At 51.8% G+C, this 18,064-nt stretch carries 10 protein-coding genes; 2 read left to right on the forward strand and 8 right to left on the reverse strand.

Translation table 11 applies throughout. The features are described from left to right. Positions 1 to 71: 71 nt before the first annotated feature. From VFA09_16690 to VFA09_16710, 5 genes are all read right to left on the reverse strand, one after another. Positions 72 to 893, reverse strand: a complete 822-nt coding sequence (locus VFA09_16690) for an ABC transporter permease (protein ID HZU68915.1) — start codon at positions 891 to 893, stop codon at positions 72 to 74. After that, complete coding sequence (locus VFA09_16695; GenBank protein ID HZU68916.1) at positions 890 to 1,894, reverse strand: ATP-binding cassette domain-containing protein; 1,005 nt, start codon at positions 1,892 to 1,894, stop codon at positions 890 to 892. Before VFA09_16695 ends, VFA09_16690 begins: the two co-directional genes overlap by 4 nt. Positions 1,895 to 2,265: 371 nt before the next feature. Continuing rightward, complete coding sequence (locus VFA09_16700; GenBank protein HZU68917.1) at positions 2,266 to 3,030, reverse strand: alpha/beta fold hydrolase; 765 nt, start codon at positions 3,028 to 3,030, stop codon at positions 2,266 to 2,268. Between the two features lie 113 nt (positions 3,031 to 3,143). Then, the gene (locus VFA09_16705) at positions 3,144 to 8,741 is read right to left on the reverse strand and encodes a type I polyketide synthase (protein HZU68918.1); all 5,598 of its coding nucleotides are present in this window, start codon (positions 8,739 to 8,741) and stop codon (positions 3,144 to 3,146) included. Between the two features lie 32 nt (positions 8,742 to 8,773). Further along, complete coding sequence (locus VFA09_16710; GenBank protein ID HZU68919.1) at positions 8,774 to 10,150, reverse strand: NAD(P)/FAD-dependent oxidoreductase; 1,377 nt, start codon at positions 10,148 to 10,150, stop codon at positions 8,774 to 8,776. Positions 10,151 to 10,462: 312 nt separating this feature from the next. On the opposite strand from VFA09_16710, the gene VFA09_16715 reads away from it, so the two are divergent. Next, positions 10,463 to 10,924: a hypothetical protein gene (locus tag VFA09_16715; GenBank protein ID HZU68920.1), complete on the forward strand. Its 462-nt coding sequence runs from the start codon at positions 10,463 to 10,465 to the stop codon at positions 10,922 to 10,924. Positions 10,925 to 11,001: 77 nt separating this feature from the next. On the opposite strand, the gene VFA09_16720 is transcribed toward VFA09_16715, so the two are convergent. Beyond that, entirely contained in the window at positions 11,002 to 13,170 is a 2,169-nt protein-coding gene (locus VFA09_16720) for an AMP-binding protein (GenBank protein ID HZU68921.1), read from the reverse strand. A gap of 51 nt (positions 13,171 to 13,221) precedes the next feature. After that, entirely contained in the window at positions 13,222 to 15,843 is a 2,622-nt protein-coding gene (gene ppsA / locus VFA09_16725; GenBank protein HZU68922.1) for a phosphoenolpyruvate synthase, read from the reverse strand. A gap of 321 nt (positions 15,844 to 16,164) precedes the next feature. On the opposite strand from ppsA, the gene VFA09_16730 reads away from it, so the two are divergent. Further along, positions 16,165 to 17,148 (forward strand): COX15/CtaA family protein, encoded by a 984-nt coding sequence (locus tag VFA09_16730; GenBank protein ID HZU68923.1) that lies wholly within the window; start codon positions 16,165 to 16,167, stop codon positions 17,146 to 17,148. Between the two features lie 21 nt (positions 17,149 to 17,169). On the opposite strand, the gene VFA09_16735 is transcribed toward VFA09_16730, so the two are convergent. Beyond that, a complete protein-coding gene (locus VFA09_16735; GenBank protein HZU68924.1) occupies positions 17,170 to 18,054 on the reverse strand; it encodes an SDR family oxidoreductase in 885 nt (294 codons plus the stop codon). Between the last annotated feature and the right edge of the window lie 10 nt (positions 18,055 to 18,064).

The raw sequence follows: 18,064 nt of genomic DNA on the forward strand, positions 1-18,064 counted from the left end.
AACTACTTCTAGCACGCACCAGGCCGGTTAGACAAAGACAGTAGGGGCGGCGCAAGTGCCGCCCCTACTTTTTATCGTGCCGTTCGTCGTCCGTAGGCCCAGACTGCGAGCGGAGTGAAGACAATGAGAATGCCAACACACCATGCCAGCGCCTGCCAGATGGTCGAGGCATCGGGGTTGTTGAGGAGCAGGCCGCGCACGGCATTGACGATCAGCGAAACCGGCTGGTGTTCGGCGAAGGCACGCAGCCAATTCGGCATACTCGAGGTCGGAACGAAAGCGCTGCTGGCGAAGGTGAGCGGGAAAAGCCAGATGAAACCGGCGGATTGCGCCGCCTCCACACTGCTCACCAGCAGGGCGATCAACGCCGAAATCCACGAGAAGGCAAAGCTGGTGAGTATGAGGATTCCGGCTGCCGCGAACCAGGAAAGAACGCTGCCCTGCGGCCGAAAGCCAACCAGCAGGCCCACCGTCCACATCACGATGACGATGAACGTGTTGCGCACCATATCTGAGATGGTGCGGCCCGTGAGGACAGCGGATTTCGCCATTGGTAGAGAACGGAATCTATCGACCAGTCCTTTCTGCAGGTCATTCGCCAGACCAATGCCGGTCGTCGTTGAGCCGAATATGACCGTCTGGGTGAAGATGCCGGCCATCAGGTAGTTGACATATGTGGTGCCTGTGACCGCGATGGCGCCCCCAAACACGTAGCGGAAAAGCAGCACGAACATGATCGGCTGGATCGTGGCGAAGACCAGTTCTTCCGGGATGCGTGGAATCTGGACCAGGTGGCGCTTAGCGAGAACGAATGCGTCGGAAAGTGTCCAGTAAATCCTGGGACGCGCCTGTGGTTTCAGTGATTGCGTGATACGGAGACCGGTGAGGCTCATCGTGTACTCCTTTCCAGCGGCTGGATATCAGCTGTTGCTACAGGTACATCCTCGCCAGAAGCAGTGCTTCCGGTCAGTGCGAGGAAGACATCATCAAGGGTAGGTTTGCGCAGTGATAAGTCATCTAACCGGATCTCTGCGATATCCAGGTCGCGCACGATCCCGGCGATAAGCTGCGTTCCCTGCTTAACCGGTACAACGATACTGCGGCTGTCCGCGTCAATCTGAAGCTCGCTGGAACTATAGGGTCTCACTGCTCGTATGGCGGCATTCAGGTCGCCACCAGGGGCTACTCTCAATTCGAGACGTTCGCCACCGACCTGGTTTTTCAGTTCATCGGCTGTGCCTTTTGCTATCACGCGTCCATGATCGACGACGGCTATCTGATCGGCGAGCTGGTCGGCCTCTTCCAGGTATTGCGTGGTAAGCAACACGGTTGTGCCATCCTCGACGAGAGAACTGATAATATCCCACATCGCGAGTCGTCCGCGCGGATCAAGACCGGTCGTCGGTTCATCCAGGAAGAGTACCGGCGGCATCATAATGAGGCTGGCTGCCAGGTCGAGACGGCGGCGCATGCCTCCAGAATAGGTTTTAACGATACGCCCTGCGGCGTCAACCAGGTCGAAGCGTTCGATCAGTTCGTTTGCGCGCCGCTTTGCCATTGCGCCCGACAGGTGATAGAGCCGCCCGAACATCTTCAGGTTTTCAAATCCCGTCAGGTATTCATCGACGGCGGCATACTGCCCTGCCAGCCCAATACGTGCCCGCAGCGCTTCAGCCTGTTTGACCACATCCAGCCCTGCCACTATCGCTCGTCCAGAGTCCGGGCGCAATAATGTTGTCAGGATACGGACGGCGGTGGTTTTGCCTGCGCCGTTGGGACCAAGTACGCCAAGTACGGTCCCCTCCTCGGCGGCAAGGTCAAGTCCCACCAGCGCCTGTGTCTTGCCATAACTTTTTTTGAGATTCTCGGCCAGGATGGCCGGGGTATTTGGCATCGTTTACTTCCTCTTCATATAGCCGCCTAAGAATTCAATCGGATTGCCTCAGAGCCAGGGGCAATCCGATGAAAAAAGGCGGCAGCCTATAAATTTGTTGTGCAGCATTCTTTCCTTGTGAGTATAAGAGAACTACTGATCTATTCTATTCAAAATGGGCAAAAATGGAAATGAACCATTTCTGCCAGCAGGCCACAAAATTCCACCCAAAGGAAGGAACGTGGAGGGTTACAAGCCATTGCTAAACGTAAGGGTCGAAAAAGTATATCGACAAACCTTAAAGTAAAGACGCTCAAACCTACCAACATAGGTACGTTCAAAGGCACAGTTTGTTGCAAGAAGTCAGCAGATCTGCCTGTTATGTATAGCCATTAATGGTCAAGAAGCTGCGTGATTGTCTGTGAAACGACCTTTAAAACATCGGCTTGATGGCTGTGGATGAAAAAATGATCCCCGGGGAAGAGATAATAGCGAAATGGGCCGGTCGTTTGATTGTGCCATGCCATCAACTCATCTGTCGTAACAGAATAATCTTCAATTCCTCCAAAAATGCTGATAGGACAGGCTAATGGCTCCTCGTCAGTATAGCGATATGTCTCAGCGGCTTCAAAATCTGCCCTTAACGTTGGCATCATCAACTGCACAAGCTCTTTGTTTTCCAGAAACTCTTTCGGCAGGCCATTCAGATTGCTGACCGCTTTCAAGAAGACAGGCTCGCTCAGGTGGTAGCAGTGGGTATTCAAATCGGGCAGGTGAGGCGCCCGACGTGCTGAAACAAAAAGATGCTCAGGCAAGGGAGCATGCAGCCTGCGAAGTCGACGCACAAGCTCAAAACTGAGGTGCGCTCCCATACAATGGCCGAAGAAGGCAAAAGGAATATCCAGATGTTCTTGAAACGCCGGGAGCATTGCATCTACAAGCGCGGGAATCCGCGAGATTGGAGGCTCCATCAATCGATTCTGGCGACCGGGAAGCTGTACCGGCCAGACCTCTACGCCGTCGGGAACGTGATTTGACCATTGAAAGTAAGCGGAGGCCGCTCCTCCGGCATAGGGAAAACAAAACAGGCGCAGGCGCGGCTGCGCATATATCTTCGGTTGTAAAAACCAGCTATTGGACGCCGCTATTACTCTCATACATAATGCCCCCAATCTCACCTTCATTTGGTCTAATCTATTAGATGTCGTTGCCTATCACTGATCATCTTCGTTATCTTCTCACACCTGCTTCCCAATAGCAATAGCGCAAGCTAACTTTCAGCCGATGTTACCACTTCCATCCGGGGTATTATCGAAGCGAGGTAGCTGGTAAGCGCGGCTATATTTGGGTGATCGAAGACCATGTTCGCCGGAACGGCTCTATCCAGCATCGAATGCAAGCGGTTGCGCAACTCCACTGCCATTAGGGAGTCCATACCTACTTCGAACAGGTTCTGTTCTGGCTCAAGATTGAAGGAAGAATCCAGCCCCAGTACCTGCCTGACCTGTAAGTAAACATGTTGCTGCAACAAGTTCAACCGGTCGCTTGCCGGCGCCGTCTCCAACTTTCGCATCAAGTCTTCATGCGGGGCCTGCCCAGGGTTACCAGGATTTTGCGCACGCGCTTGCACTTTATCTAATAACACCTTGAGGAAAGGTGGCCTCTCGTTATCAGCGAAGTGCTTCCCAAATCGTGTCCAATCGATTGGCAGTACCCCTATCTGTACAGGGCGCGCTTGCAGCAGTTGCTCCAATACCACCATCCCCTGCTCAAGGCTAATTGGTTGCATGCCATCTCTGGCCAATCTTCGTTCTATCGCTGTCGATGAGAGGGCCATACCTGCATCGGCCCAGGCGCCCCAGTTAATACTCGTTGCCGCCAATCCCTGCGCACTGCGATAATGGGCCAGCGCATCCATAAATGCATTGGCAGCCGCGTAGTTTCCCTGTCCTGCCGATCCCATCAGCGAAGCGCCTGACGAAAACAGGACAAAGAAGTCGAGTGACATATCGAGTGTGTGCGTGTGCAGGTTCCAGCTCCCGTGCATCTTGGGCGCCATGACCTTACTGAAACGCTTCCAATGCTGTTGCAAAAGAACGCCATCATCGAGTACACCGGCTGCATGAATGATTCCGCGTAGCGGCGGCATAGTCTTCCGTATGGTTTCCATCATCTGAGCCACCGCCTCTTCCTTAGACACATCGGCTCGTATCACCAGCACTTTTGCGCCTGCTCGCTCAAGCTCGTCAAGAACCGGTTGCGTACCAGCCGAAGCACCACTCCTGCCAGTCAGTACCAGGTATTTTACTCCGCCCTGCTCAACCATCCAGCGGGCCGCGGCAAGCCCCAGGCCACCAAGGCCACCGGTAATCAGATAGGTGCTATCCGTTCGTAAACTGGCCCCGGTTTTTCGTCGTTGATTGCCTGAAATGGCCTGCCTGCTCCTGACCAGGCGGGCTACAAAGCGTTCTTGCGCGCGGAAAGCGACCTGATCTTCGTCGTCGGGATGCTGAATCTCCTGGAGTAATTCCTCTATTTCCCAGGCAGCATCGCCAACAGAATCAAGGTCTATACGCTTGCAATGAAAATCTGGTTGTTCCATAGCAATCACACGCGACAAACCCCACACGGGTGCCTGCGTGATCGCAAGATGGTTCTCCCTCCCTGTTACCGGTTGGCTGCCTTGCGTAATGATATATAGTTGTGGGGAATACGGCCATTTCTTCTGCGCAACCGCCTGGATCAGGTACAGGATACTACCGCAGGCCAACTGCTCGTCTGTCTCCAAGCTGTCCGTTGTTACCTGTTCTATTTCGCTCGTGTCCAGGCTCCACAGGTGAAGAATTCCCCGGCAGGTATGCTCACCCGCGAAATGTTGCTCAAGGATCTGCTGAAAATCGGCAGGATTTGAAGGGTCAACGTAATAGTGTCCAGGCTCTTCTTTTTCATTGCTCTGGCCTGCAAAAACCAGCACGCACTGTTCTCCCTGCGCTTGCAGCCTTTCGGCCAGTTTGCCGGCCTTTCCGCTCCTATCGGCGAAGATTAACCAGCTTCCATGCTTCACGGAAGATTGTGAGGCGAGATTGCTTGCCGGGACCGCTCGTGCCTGCTGCTCCCAGCGCAATTCATAGTACCAGTCGCGTGCCTGTTGCTGTACCTTGGGAATAAGTGCCTCACGGGAAGCCCGTCGCAGGTGGAGACCCTGGATGCTGGCTATTGCCTGCCCGTTTTCATCCGCGATCCGCATATCCACTACCAGCATGGAGCTTTTCTGGTTGCTAGCATCCCGCACGTTTACATGGCACCATACACGCGTTCCTGGTCGCTCATAAAAGTGAATGCTATCGATGCTTAAAGGTAGGTAGACGGGCTTTTCGCTTTCATCGCCTGTCTTTAAAAGGCTTGCCTCGACTGCCTGGAAACAGGCATCTAGCAGGGCGGGATGGATGTAATATTGCTCGATTTCTCGCTCCAACTGCATGGGTAGCACAATAGAAGCCAGAGCTTCTCCATCGCGTCGCCAGATTTGTTGCACGCCCTGGAAACTCGGTCCGTATTGGAGACCAACCTCGCGCATATGCTGGTAGTGCTGCTCGCTCTCCAGGATTTGAGAACAGCGTGCCTGGATACCAGCAACCGGGAGTGCTTCTGTTGATAGCTTATCCTGGCTGTTTCCCACGCGTACCTGACCACTTGCATGCAATGTCCACCTGTCCTCCTCCTCGTTCTCTGGACAACTAAAAATCTGTACCTCTGCGCTGGCATCATCCTTCGATGGCTTCAGAATCAACTGTATCTGGCGGCTACTGCCACCGGGGAGAGCCAGGGCTTGGTGGATGAACAGGTCATCAAGCTGGATAGACGCTTCCTTCAATGTTTCTCTTGCACCTGCCATGATCATCTCTACATATGCCGAGGCAGGAATTACCACTGTGTCATAGACCTGGTGATCATTGGACCAGAAGATTGTCCTGGCAGGCAGCGAGTTCTCGAACACTGTCTCTCTCATCGCGGAACGTAGCCTGTGTCCGAGCAAGGGATGGCGTGTTAAAATGCTGGAAGAACTGTTATAGCGGCGAAGTCCTGGTTTCTTATCAGTAAACCAGTAGCGCTTGCGCTGCCATTGGTAGGTCGGCAATGTCACGACTGTATAAGGTCCGCTTGCTGCCGGATAGAGCTGGCTCCAATTGATCGTGTATCCATGAGTATAGAGGGCTCCCAGGGATGTCAACAGCACCGGGCGCTCAGGCAGGCCTTGTCTCAGTGAAGGCAATACCAATCCTTGCTTTTCGTGGTGTTCCAGGCACTGTTTCGTTGGTCGAGCCAGAGCTGGTTGTGGGCTGATTTCCAGAAACGTATGATATCCCATCTCAACCAGTTCCTCAATCGCCGGACCAAAACGCACCTCCTGGCACATGTTCTGACCCCAGTACCCGGCATCATACTCCTCTCCCGAACATTGCTTCCCCGTCACCGTCGAAACAATTGGAATAGAGGACTTACCCGGCTGCAATCCCTGTAGTTCCCGCACTAACGGTTCGCGAAACCGTTCCATTTGTGAGCTATGGAAGGCATACTCTACCCGCAATCTACGGAAGAAAATGCCCTCTTGCTCTACCAGACTCAGGGCTTCTTCAAGGGCCTCTGCCTCTCCTGAGAGGGTAATGCTCATTGGGCTGTTCACCGCGCCTATTGAGAGGTGACCGTCGTAACCAGCCAGCAATGATCTCGCCTCCGCCTCAGAGAACTCTATCGCGGCCATCCTCCCTGATCCATGTGCCTGCTGCATCAGGCGTCCTCGATGAGCAACGACCCGTATGGCATCCTGTAAATTGAGGACGCCCGCTACGTGGGCGGCAGCTATTTCTCCCACGCTGTGCCCGACTACCGCTCCAGGTTCGATGCCCCACGAGCGCCATAATGCTGCCAGTGCTACCTGTATCGCGAATACGGCGGGCTGGGCGATCACGGTCTCATTCAGTCGCGAGTGCTGCTCATCAGCCTGCAATTCCTCAATCAGCGACCACTGCACATGCTCACTTAGCAAGGCATCACATGCTTCAATTACCGCCCGGAAGACTGGCTCCTGCTCGAACAATTGCTGGCCCATGCCTGCCCATTGCGTCCCCTGGCCGGCGAACATAAAGACCGGACCCGGTCTCGCCTCGCCTGCTGCTTCGTTCGCCATTCTCGCCCCTTGCTCTTCGCCGGTGAAGGTTGCCAATTGAGAGGCAAGTTCTTCGTGGCTTTGACCTACCAGCGCAAGGCGATAAGGATAGTGCGTGCGTCGCATGCTGGCGGTATAGCATATATTGCGCAAAGATGCCCCTGCGAGCGTTCCGCCAGGAATTGCTAACTCGCGCTGATACACGCGTGCAAGCTGTCTTAATGCCTCTGGATCGCGAGCCGATATGGGCAGCAGGAAAGAAACATGCTCCTGTGTAGAATGTAATGTACCGTTGTCTGAAGCCTCTTCCAGCACTATATGGGCATTGGTTCCACTCAACCCTGCTCCGCCGACACCGGCGTATTTGCGTTCAATGCCTTCGGGCCATGCTCGTAAGCTGGTGGGGATGACAAGAGGTGTGTCCTTCAGCGAGATGTGTGGATTGAGCGTTTTCAGGTGGAGCACCGGCGGAATCAGGCCATGCTGCATGCTGAGAACGGTCTTGATCAATCCGGCCATGCCTGCGCAAGACTCGAGATGACCAATATTTGTCTTTACCGATCCCAGCATACATTCCGCGCCGCTCGGTCGTGGCTGTCCCAGGACTGCCTTTAAAGCTTCAACTTCAATCGGGTCCCCAAGTACCGTGCCGGTCCCATGTGCCTCGATATACGAGATTTGTTCGGGGGCCAATCCAGCATTGCGTAAGGCCTGTCGAATAACGGCCTGCTGGGCCAACCCATTTGGCGCGGTCAGGCCATTGGAACGACCATCCTGGTTGACCGCCGAACCGCGAATCAATGCAAGAACAGGATCACCATCGGCCAGCGCCTGCGAGAGCCGTTTCAGTATGACAACTGCGCATCCCTCTCCACGCACAAACCCATCCGCGCTGGCATCGAACGTTTTACAGTGTCCTTCTGGCGAGAGCGCCCGCATTTTCGAGGTGACGATGGTGGAAAGTGGATAAAAGATCAGATTTGTGGCTCCGGCAAATGCCAGATTACATTCGTTGTTACGCAAACTTTGACATGCCAGGTGTATCGCGACCAGCGATGATGAGCAAACTGTATCAATTACCATGCTCGGTCCCTGCAAACCGAGCAGGTATGAAAGTCTGCCGGCGGCGAAACTTGGCCCGTTGCCTATGCCTGTGTAGGGATTGGCGCTGGCCGCATTATCATAGACCATCTGCTCTAGCTGCATATCAAAGTAGTCGCGATTAAAAAGCCCGATGAAGACTCCCGACTGGCTCCCATGAAGCTGTTCGGGTGGTATGCCCGCTCGTTCGAGGGCCTCCCAGGTTACTTCCAACAGGAGCCTTTGCTGCGGGTCGAGGTAATTCGCCTCACGGGGCGAAATGCCAAAAAACATCGGATCGAACTGGTCTATCGCGTCGAGAAAACCACCCCAGCGTGATACTGTCTTCCCAGGCGCGTCTATATCCGGGTCGTAAAATTCGTTGATATCATAGCGGTCAGGCGGCACTTCCGTAATGGCGTCCCGTCCCTCAACCAGCAACTTCCAGAACGCTTCTGGACTGTTTGCTCCCCCCGGAAAGCGGCAGCTCATACCGATAATCGCGATTGGCTCCGTTCTCTCCCTCTTCAGAGCCTCTAATTCAAGCTGAAGCCGCCGGATTGTGAGTAAAGCGCGTCGCTCGGGAGATAGATTATTAGAATGTTGTTGAGAATCATTCATGGGTTCGATCCTGCACTTTCTACATCTGGCTCCTATACCTCCACTGTTGCCAGCTCTGGGTATATTGGGCATCCGGTTGCTCGTTCGAAAGGAGCAAAGGTATTCCACTCCGGGACTGAGAGCAAGAAGGCTGTCAAGGGATTCTCTTCGCTCCAGAAGTCGCCACACAGCAGGCGAGCGAGCCATTTTCTGGAAAATTTAACTCCATATTTGGAGCGGTTGAAAGGAATGCCTGCTCTTGGCGGCACAGGCTCTTCCGATAACTGTGCCTGATTCGAGGTCATACGGGCAATTTGCTCCTCAAAATTGAAATTGGATTCATAGAAGGAGTACATGACACGAAAGTAACAATCATAGCCAGTCTTATAGAAGTTTTCGTATTGTTTCGCGGCCTGTTCAGCTGAGATCTCTCCGGATAGGATCAGCGCGATCGTCTGGCCTGCCCTGCGCCCGGTCGTCATCGCCAGGAATACGCCGCCCGAGAAGATGGGATCAACATAGCACCCGGCGTCTCCGACCAGGAAGTAACCTGGCCCTGCCGCTGTTTCGACGTAATAGCAGTAGTCCGATTCCGTTCTGATGTTCCCCAGCGGTGTAGTCCCTGCCAGGCGTTGTTGAATGCGTGGAATGCGATGGATGTGCCGCTCGAAAACCTCTTCTGGAGAAGAACCCTTGAGAAATTCGGCGCGTGTTACTGTACCTATGCTGATAACATCATCTTTGACCGGAATGGCCCAGACCCATCCCTGACTATGGTTGCCAACCTGAATATCGCCGGGGTAGCCGGGGTTATTTTTCTCATTGAAATCACCAAAGTGCCGGAAAATTCCAATCATCTTCTGGCGTGTAATCGGTTTGCGCAATTTGAAGAAATTGGCAATCGTTCCAGTCCTGCCACTTGCGTCGACTACATACGCGGCCTCTTCTCTGTATATCTGCCCCTGGTATTCATACTCCACTCCAACGATTCGTTCTCCTTCAAGCAAAGGACGAATCACCTGCGCGTGCTCAAGGACATCTACTCCGGCCTCTTTCGCGCTCTCTAACAGAACATTGTCGAAATGAGCGCGTTCGACTTGAAAGGCATAGTGAATGTACTCTGGACCCTGATCGGTGAAGTCGATGCGCCGGAAATCGCCATCCCCTCCACAAAATTCCGCTCCCCACTTAGGAACATACTGTTGCTGCTTTATTTTCTCCAGCAGGCCCATTTGCTCCAGCAAGCGGGTCATATAAGGCAGCAATGACTCGCCGATATGAAAACGTGGGAAAACTGTGCGTTCCAACAAAAGAACAGAGAACTTCTTCTGAGCAAGAGTGATGGCAGTAGTTGCTCCTGCCGGGCCACCACCAATAATAATGACATCGTAGCATCCAGCGTTTCGAGTAGCAGTGTGTTTACTGGCCACAGTCGATATCCTTTCGTCGGTATAAATTTTAGCAGTATGTTTACAGACAACATGATGACGAAACAAGCAATGTGCGAGTTCTCATCTTCGCTGTTCTAAGTGTACCTGGGAATGCGTTTTTGTTTATCGTGTAAATAACGTATTGGACTACGTATTTTTCCGAATGAAAATCTGGCAGTGCAGGCTATCCGAGTAGAGAGTATCTTGAAGGAGCATCCTGTTATAGTTGAGCTAACGCGCCGCAGCCATTGAAACCCAGAAATGTATCCAACCGTGTCCTCTTCAGGAGAAATAGCAGAAAGGAAAAACGTGATGTGGCCGTTTGACGCGAATAATCAACAGATGTACCAGCAGTATGCCAATGCCTGGGAGCAGGGGACATACAACCAGTTACCCAACCAGGAAGTGCAGCAGAACTACCAACGGTTCGTACAGAATGCCCCGCCGCAACTTGTACAACAGGTTCATGAACAGTACTTCCAACAGGCACCCGCGGAACAGCGAGGTGGTTTGCTACAGGGAGTCCTTTCAGGACTGATGCAGCGTGGGGTGAATCCCCAGCAGGCTGGCATCCAGAACACCAATCCCTATAATATGTCGCCACAAGAAGCCGGGCGCCTGATGGGGTATGCACAGCCATATATGCCTGGCATGCTTCAACAAGTGATGGCAAATCCGGCGGCGCAATCGGCGGTCGCAGGTCTTGTCTCCTATGCTGCCAAACAGATGCTTGGCAATCGCGGGAACACAACCGGCGGTGGATGGAACTTATAAAGAAGAGCAGTTGCGTTACTACTGCTCTGTTAGTTTCGTGCCATGATATCCTTGCCAGACTACCAGGGTAGTTCTGGCTATTTTTCCACCTCACGCCGGGCTTCACTTTCCGGTGTTTCTCGCGTAAGTAATTGCCGGATTTCAACATCAGACATTTGCTCGATCTGAGAGGCATATGAAGATAAATCGCTATTCCTCACATTGCCTCCCCGGTCATCTTTCCAGTCCTCGCGCGTGAGTGCATCAATCTGTTGCTGCACCTCAGCTTCTGAAAGTCGTTCAATTTCGGCCAATGCCCGCGATGCCGCATCATCCTTTGTACCTGAAGCCTGCTCACCTGTCCCATCAACAGGCCCCGAGGGTTGAAGGTTGATTGAACGCCGCAGCATGGCAACTAAATGGGAAGCGAGGTCGCGGGCAGTAGGATAGCTCCATAGAATTGTTACGGGAAGTGTCAGTTCCAGGCTCCCCTCCAACCAGTTGCGCAATTCCACTGCCATGAGCGAACCCAGACCGAACTCACCCAGCGGTCGCTGTGCATCTATCTCCGCGATATCGACCTTTAACATACTGGCCAGTTGTTCGCGAATCCGAACTTCTAAAAACTTCTCTGCTGATCCTTCACCGTCTTCTAGAATGCTGGCGCGTATCCTGTTATCTCCTGCTGAGGAAGAACCAGGTCTGCCTGGCAGGCCCGATCCTTCGATCAAATCTTTGCGCAGTATCTTTCCAAGTGAGCTTTTAGGCAGCGCTTCCCGGAACTCAACAACGCGCGGTATCTTGTAATCGCTCAATCTCTCCTTACAATGCAGCAAAATCTCCAGTTCCATAGATGCCAGATTTTTCGCTGCCCCCTCAGTATTGTTGAGAACGATTACCGCCTTTATCGCCTGCCCTCCATAGGGTCCGGCTATGCCAACTACCGCTGCCTCTTTTATGGCCGGATGAGTCTGAAGCACCTGCTCTATCTCCAGCGGATCGACCTTTTCTCCGCCGCTCTCAATAAAGATCTTCTTACGTCCGGTAATGTAGAGCCGTCCCTGCTCGTCCTTTTTGCCCAGGTCGCCGGTAAAATAAAAGCCATCTCTAAACACTTCGCGATTCAGTTCAGGCATGTTGAGATAGCCGCCGGCCATAGCTTCGCTCTTTACCGCGATCTCCCCAATGCTCCCCGCGGGCAGTTCTTCCAGCGTTCCATTTGTTATCCGCACTTCTATATTCCCGCTGGGTCTACCTACCGAATCGAAGCGTACTGCCTCATCAGGCTCCATATTCAGGGCCACCGATCCCGTTTCCGTGCTGCCGTAAATCGACCGCAGCGGAATACCGAATCGTTGTTTAAAGCGTGTAAAGACCTCTTCGGGCAAAAAATTTCCACCGCTCAGGCAGAGCCGTAAAGTAGAGACATCGACCTGTACATCTTCTGGGGTTTCCGCGAGCGCACCGGAGATATAGGGCGTCGCCGGTAGTATCGTGACCTTTTCGCGTTTGATAAGCTCAAACACTCGTTGCGTGCGAAAGAGAAAAGGAACTTCAACCGTCACACTATCCCGGGTGACAGGCTCTAACATTACCAGTGTTGCTCCGGTCGCTACCGGTGCCAACATGCATTTGCCGAGGCCATGGGCATGAAATAGCGGCACAACGCAAAGCACAGTATCCAGGGATGTCATATGTGTCGCATCAATATATGCTTCGGTTTCATATGCCAGGTTTCTCTGCGTCCTACACACTTTTTTGGCCCGTCCGGTAGAACCAGACGAGTACTGGTAAATTACCGGCCCATCAAAAGGTGCATAGATAGCATCGAGGTTCATTGTGGAAGTGTCTTGAGGCAAAGTGATGGTCTCATTAGACTCACCGGCGATAATCAGCGCAATGTCTTTTTCTATTGCGCTGATGCTCTGCCTGCATAATTCTGAACGCTCAGTATTCGTTATGATACCCTTGACTTCGTTGTCCGTGAGATAGTATTTTAACTCTTCGACTTTCGAGGAGGGGTTTAGAGGAAGTGCGATCACTCTCAGGCCTGCCAGCGCATAAAAGCTCACCACAAATTCGATGGAATTGGGCAGTACAAGCGCGATACAGTCTCCCTCACCCACATTCATTGCGCGCAAACGGTCCATGAAACGCGCTACTCGCCCAAGAAGCTCCGCATAGGTAATGCCTGAGCTTCCCAATACAAGCCCGGTTTTGTCTGGATAGGCCCTGGCAGTTTTTGTAAGCGAGTGAAATAGCATCATAGATTCTCCTCTTTTATGTAGCTCCCCAGGAGGAAAACAACATCTTCCCCATTATAAGATTTCTACGTAGCCTTCTGTTCCATTCACGCGAATTCGTTGCCCATCTTTTATCAGTTTAGTAGCATGTTCTACTCCGACAACTGCCGGTAAGCCATATTCACGTGCGATCACTGCTCCATGGGTCATCAGTCCACCAACTTCAGTAACCAGGCCTTTGATGGAGACAAACAATGGCGTCCAGCTAGGGTCAGTAAAGGGGGTGACTAATATGTCTCCCTCTTCCAGGTCAGCATCTTCCATGTGCAAGATGACCCGTGCTCGTCCCTCTATCACTCCTGAAGAAACAGGTAGACCGGCAAGAGCGTCTGCTGGGAGATGTTCTCGTTTGTACTTTCCTGTAATGATTTCACCATCAGACGTGATTACCCGTGGGGGAGTGAGTTTTTCATACAATTTGTACTCCTCTTTTTTTCGTTTGCTGATGATCTGGTAATCCAGTTTCTTGGTCGATACGGCTTCGCGAAGTTCTTCAAACGTGAGATAGTAGCTATCTTCTTTTTCATGAAGAACATTGGCCTGTACGAGTCGTTCAGCTTCTTTCAGCAAAGCTTGCTTGTAAACGAAGTAGCGATGGACCATGGCGTATTTTGGATATTCACGATAACCGATGAAATTTCTGATCAAACCGATCATTCGTTTTGTTTCTCTGGCCTTCTCTTCACCATCCGGTAGGCCTTTCAACCGATCTAAAAGCTCCTGTTCTTTTTCCAGAGCTTCCTGTCGCCCTTGCTCAAATCTCCGCTTGCCGGCGCCAGGTTCAAAGTTTTTGATGTTATTGAGGAGGATGGGAACAAGGATACCTGGTTTTTCGCTCCAACGAGGCCTCGTAATATCTATCTCACCTGCGCATCGCATTCCGTATTTGTTGAGAAAGTCATAGAGAGCGTCTCTGGCTTCTTTTCCGCCTTTGAACTTCACCAGCTCATCCAAAAAGCTATCACTATCTTTCACTTGTCGTAAATGTTCAATCACTTCTGGATAAGGGCGAATCACATCTGCGACATCCAATAGCTCCAGACCCATTTCTGAAGTGATATTGTTCGGTACAGATTGAGAAAGCGTGTCTGCTACGTTTTTTTCACCTAGCCACTCCTTCATTTTTTTGTTGATCCATGATGAAGCATTCATCGCCGTCATAAACACACCGAAACTTTGTGGATTCGCCAGGTTCTTCTTTAATTGCTGGATATCTTCCAGGATAAAATCCATTAGATCCAGGCCCGATTTCGTTTGGATATTTTGTTTTAACTCTTCTATCTGTGCTTGACTGCTCTTCATTAAATCAGTAACAATTGCCGGATCGTATTCGTTGAGTGTTTGAAAATCCCTGGACGACCTACCTTGATTGCTTTTACCAGGACCCGGTTCTTGCTGATCATCTGGTAACGATTCGATGAAATCACCTCGCTCTATGATGGTCGTAAGTGCGTCTCTTAAGAGCGGATCGGATTGCCCCAGAACATTCACTATCATGTGTCTTCTGGCAGGCGAAGCCAGCTCCTGCGTGATATCAACAAACAACCGTCCACCTGCTGAATACATGGGCCGGCCAGCTGTTAACTGGAAGAAAGACAATCCCAATGGTTTCATCGGGTCGGTCATCATCTGTTGATGCCCAACAGAGATATAGACGTGATTTTCTTGATCATTCGCTTCCGGGATGGGGTATAACGTAGTGATTGGCCGGCTCTGCACAATAGAAAATGCATCATCAACCAGGCACCATTCGATATCCTGGGGATGGCCGAAATGTGCTTCGATCTTTCTGCCTATGCGCTCAAGCTGCAAAATCTGCTCATCGGTCAGCGCCTGTCTGTCCTGCTGTTCAGGCTCAATCTCGTGTTCTTTCGTACCGCCATCTTGCAAGGCAGACACCGCCAGCTTCTTGGTGAATATCTTCTTCTCGATAATCTTGCCGTTACGCACTTTATAGCTATCGGCATTCACCAGGCCGGAGACCAGCGCCTCACCCAGCCCGAAGCTGGCATCAATGGATGACACCTTCCTATTAGAAGTGACGGGATCGGCAGTAAACAAAATTCCTGCCACCTGCGAGAAGATCATCTTCTGGACAACCACAGCCAGAAGGACTTTACGATGGTCGAAGCCGTTTCGAAGGCGATATGCTATCGCCCTCTCGGTAAAGAGCGATGCCCAGCACTTGCTGATATGCTTCAGGATTGCCTCTTTTCCGATAACGTTCAAATACGTATCCTGCTGGCCTGCAAATGAGGCCGCTGGTAAATCCTCCGCAGTTGCGCTGGATCGTACTGCATAGGCATTTTTTTCTCCAAGCCTGGAGAGGAAGCGGCTGACCTCTTCATGAATGTCTTCAGGGATGGCTACCCTTTCGATGATCCTGCGAAGCTCACCGCTCAGTTCACTGATTTTATCCCGGTCTTCCACCCTCAGAAGCGATAACTGCTCAAGTAATTCGTGAATCGACGGCGTTTCAGTAATGATTTTTTTAAAGGCTTCAGTAGAAATACAAAAGCCATCCGGTACACGTATTCCTTCAATCCTGGATAGTTCCCCCAGGTTCGCGCCTTTACCTCCCACAACCATGAGTTTTGTTTTGTCAATAGTTTGAAAACCAAGCACATAGGAACTCATATGTCTACCTCCCCTGGCAATTCTTTCTTTGATGGTGAGATTCTTCGGGCTAAAAAAGGTCTCCTTGCTCAAACGAGAAGCGCTCACGGCAGGTGTGCCAACCTGATGTCGCTTCCACTAGAGTATAGGCGAAGGAACGCCAAAAAAAAACGTCCAAAAAGGCAGTGTGTGAGTAGACAGGAGATGTTATAATGAAGATGGGAATAAGAAAGCTCGAAGAAAACTTTTTCATCTTCAGTTATGATCTGAGCAGACCTGATTTACTTTCAGCGACCCTGTTTCATCGCTTTAAGCATATTTAGAGTAGTGGGAAACAAGATAATGATCGCACAACGTTTGATAAGAATATTTGCCATCATCACCGCTATCGGCGCGTACATCATGATCATTCTGGGTGTACTCGTCTCGACCTCCGGCTCCGGTCATGGTTGCGGCAACACCTGGCCGTTTTGCGATGGGCAGATTATTCCTGGCGTGATTACTATTCAGGGAGTGATCGAATACAGCCATCGCGTCATGTCGAGCCTGGACGGCTTTCTGGTGCTTGTTTTGACGGTATGGGCATGGTTCATGTATCGCAAGGATTTTCGCGTCAAGCTCTTTGCATTTCTGAGCCTGCTCTTCGTGATCTTGCAAGGAGCGTTGGGAGCGGTAACCGTTGTCTACGAGGGGACGCTCGCGCTCAACTGGATATTATCCGTCCATTTCGGACTCTCCTTGATAGCCTTCGCCAGTGTGATCTTGCTGGTCATCCGTCTTTTCCAGGTGGGTAGAGAACAACGGGGCATATCGACGGGGATTGCTCCAGAAGTTTCGCGGTTGCAACTGCCCATCTTCGGATTGGCCGTATACACCTATATTGTCGTCTATACAGGCGCGTTAGTTGAGCATACAGGCGCGGTAACGAGCTGCGGCTATCAAATTCCGGGATGTGGTTCAGTATATTTTCCCAGCTTCACCTCGTTGGCCGGTATCCAGGTACTTCATCGTTATGTAGCCGCGCTGCTGTGGGTGCTGGTCCTCGGCCTGCTGATCACCATTTTGCGCTCTTACCGCGACCGGCGAGACCTCGTGCAAGGAGCATTGTGGGCGTTTGGCCTGATTACCTTGCAGGCGATAAGCGGCATGTTCAACGTCTTCACGGGTGGTCAACTGCTGGCCGCGCTCGTCCATACAACATTGATTGCCAGCTTCTTCTCAGTGCTCTGCTTCCTCTGGTTGCAGGTTGGATGGCCCTGGAAGCGCAAGAAGGCAGTTCAGCAGATTGAGAGCAAGCAATCATTGGAATTAAAGACCGTTTCCTGATGATGCGTTCCTTCCCGTATCTCAAGCTTCCACAGCATTCGACAGGTGTACCAGGCGCGCGCTTGCTTCCCACATGCCTCGCTGTAACGTAACATCATAGGAACGCGGTGAAGATCGAATAGGGATGCATTTTGCGAAGTATTTGCCGTTAATTCCCTCAACATCAGATGAGCTTGCCAGGTAGATGGATGTACGTGCCCCTTTTTCGGGACTGGAACCGAGACGCGAGAGGATGGATTTCGCCGCGGCCTGTACACGGGGACCGACATTATTCATACCCATGTTGGTGAAAACAAAACCGGGATGGGCGCAATTGAGAGTGACGCCTGAACCTTCCAGCTGGCGCGCCTGTTCATAGGAGCAAAGGAGCATGGCTAGCTTGGATTGAGCGTAGGCGCGCCAGGCATTGTATCCTCTAACCAACTGCAAATTATCCAGGTCAATGCGGCCAGAAGTATGTGCATCGGAGCAGACATTGACAATACGCGCTGGCGCGCTGGCGTTGAGCCTGTCAAGCAGTAAATTGTTGAGCAGGAAAGGCGCCAGGTGATTGACCGCGAAAGTCATTTCCAGACCATCTACCGTCTCTTGCCGCTTCAGCATAAAAACTCCCGCGTTATTAATCAAAACGTGAAGGCCGGGATACTGTTCCATGAAGGTCGCGACGAGTTGGCGAATAGAACCTTGTGATGAGAGGTCGGCAAGTAATAGCTCAATCCTGGGATTATGGGTAGTAGTACGAATTTCTTGGACAGTATCTTCTCCCCTGGCCTGGTTGCGAGCGACAATAACGACGGTTGCTCCCTGCCGTGCCAGACCCATTGCGGTTGCCTTGCCAATACCGGAAGTTGCCCCGGTTATCAGGCAGATCTTACCTTTCATACGATCCCGAACATTTTCTATCATAGTTTTTCCT

Source organism: Ktedonobacteraceae bacterium, from assembly GCA_035653615.1.
Taxonomy (GTDB): Bacteria; Chloroflexota; Ktedonobacteria; order Ktedonobacterales; family Ktedonobacteraceae; genus DASRBN01.